The following is a 1497-nucleotide window of genomic DNA, read 5'->3' as shown; positions in this document are numbered from 1 at the left end:
ACAGGGCGGTGGTGATGACCATGGAGGTGACCGCGTGTTCGCGCAGCAGCGCCGCGATCTCGGGGATGTCCACCCGCGGCGACGGGTCAGATCACCGGAGCCGCGGGGCCGCCGGTCGGGCGCCTGCGGCGGCGGGTGGCGGCGTGCGTGAGGGCCAGCGCCACCAGGGCGGCTTCGCAGGCCAGCGCGGCGGGCACCAGGTAGCTCTGCCACTGCGTCAGATCAGCGGCCAGGTCGGGGAAGGCGAGGCTGCCGGAGATCAGGTAGCCGGTGATGGCGGACCCGCCGACGGCGGCTCCGGCGATCCACACCCACGGCGCGTCACGGAGGACGAGCAGGACGGCGAGGAGCAGGCACAGCGCCGCGACGGCGGTGAACACGGCGTCCGCGACCGGGTTCTGGCCCCAGTGCGGGAGCACGAGCGGCAGATGGAGCGCCCCGGTCGCCAGGAGCGCGCCGGCCGCCGGCCAACGCAGCTGTGAGCGCGTCCGGCGGCCCCGGACCCGTACCGCGGGCCGCGGCGCGGCCATCTGCTCCGGCGCCCGCCCGTCCGCGGACCCGTCGGGGAGCTCGGCGTACGGGGCAGGTGCCGTCGCGTCCGGGGCGGACAGCGCGGACGGCTCCGGCAGCTGGACCGGACCGGCCGGCCGGACCACTTCGGGTACGGGCTGCAGGAGTTGGGCGAGATGGGCGACGTCGGCGACCGGGCGCAGCGCCGCCGCCGCGCAGAGCGCGTCCCGGATGCCGCTGTCGGGTTCCGCGGCCAACAGGACGGTCAGACCGGCCACCTCGTCCGGAGGTCTGGTCAGGACGGCGGTCCGCAGGATGGCATCGGCACCGTCACGGTCCCGGGGACGCAGCAGGGTGAGGAGCCGGACCAGTTCCTCGACCGGCCGGCCCGCCAGCGCCCGGTGCAGGGCCGGGGTGAGCGTCGGTGTCCGGTCGGGCTCCAACTGGAGCAGCAGGTCCGCGACTTCCTCGACCGGCCGGCTGGCGGCCGAGTGCATCAGTGCGGCGGCGAGGTCCTCGCCGGGTGGGATCACAGGGAGCAGGTTCGCGCCGGGGTGGTCGGAGGGAAGGTCGAGGTCGGGGGCAGGTATGAGGCCCGTCCCGGCGTTGGGCGCGGGAAGGGACAGCGGGCGAACCATCAGGTCTCCTGGATCGGTGGAACGACGAGTCAACGGAGGGACGAGCTGGCCGGCCGCCTCGACGGGCGGCGCGCATGCGAACGGCTCGGTCCGATACCCAGCCTGTGCCCGGGCCCGCGCTACGCCACCCGGACGCGGTCAAACGGGCGACGGCCCGCCGGCCGGGCCCACCGGCTGATCGGTGCGATCGGCAGGCCGGCGCGATTGGGCGGCCGGGTACGGGGCAGGCGCGGCGGTGAACGGAAGGTCCGACTTGTCGACCCGGAAGGGGACCGCTGTGACCAGGGTGAAGGAATCCATCGAGGTGGATGTCCCGCTGCACGCCGTCTACAACCAGTGGACGCAGTTC

At 74.9% G+C, this 1497-nt stretch carries 1 protein-coding gene; it reads right to left on the bottom strand.

Annotation, left to right across the window (positions count from 1 at the left end; translation table 11 throughout):
* Window positions 1-86 precede the first annotated feature (86 nt).
* A complete protein-coding gene (locus tag AB0D08_RS40795; RefSeq protein ID WP_033826018.1) occupies window positions 87-1148 on the bottom strand; it encodes a hypothetical protein in 1062 nt (353 codons plus the stop codon).
* Between the last annotated feature and the right edge of the window lie 349 nt (window positions 1149-1497).

Origin of the sequence: Kitasatospora sp. NPDC048540, assembly GCF_040651175.1 — a bacterium.
In the GTDB taxonomy this organism is placed as follows: Bacteria; Actinomycetota; Actinomycetes; order Streptomycetales; family Streptomycetaceae; genus Kitasatospora.
The sequence above is the reverse complement of the archived record's forward strand: the minus strand, read 5'-3'. Positions and strand labels throughout refer to the sequence as shown.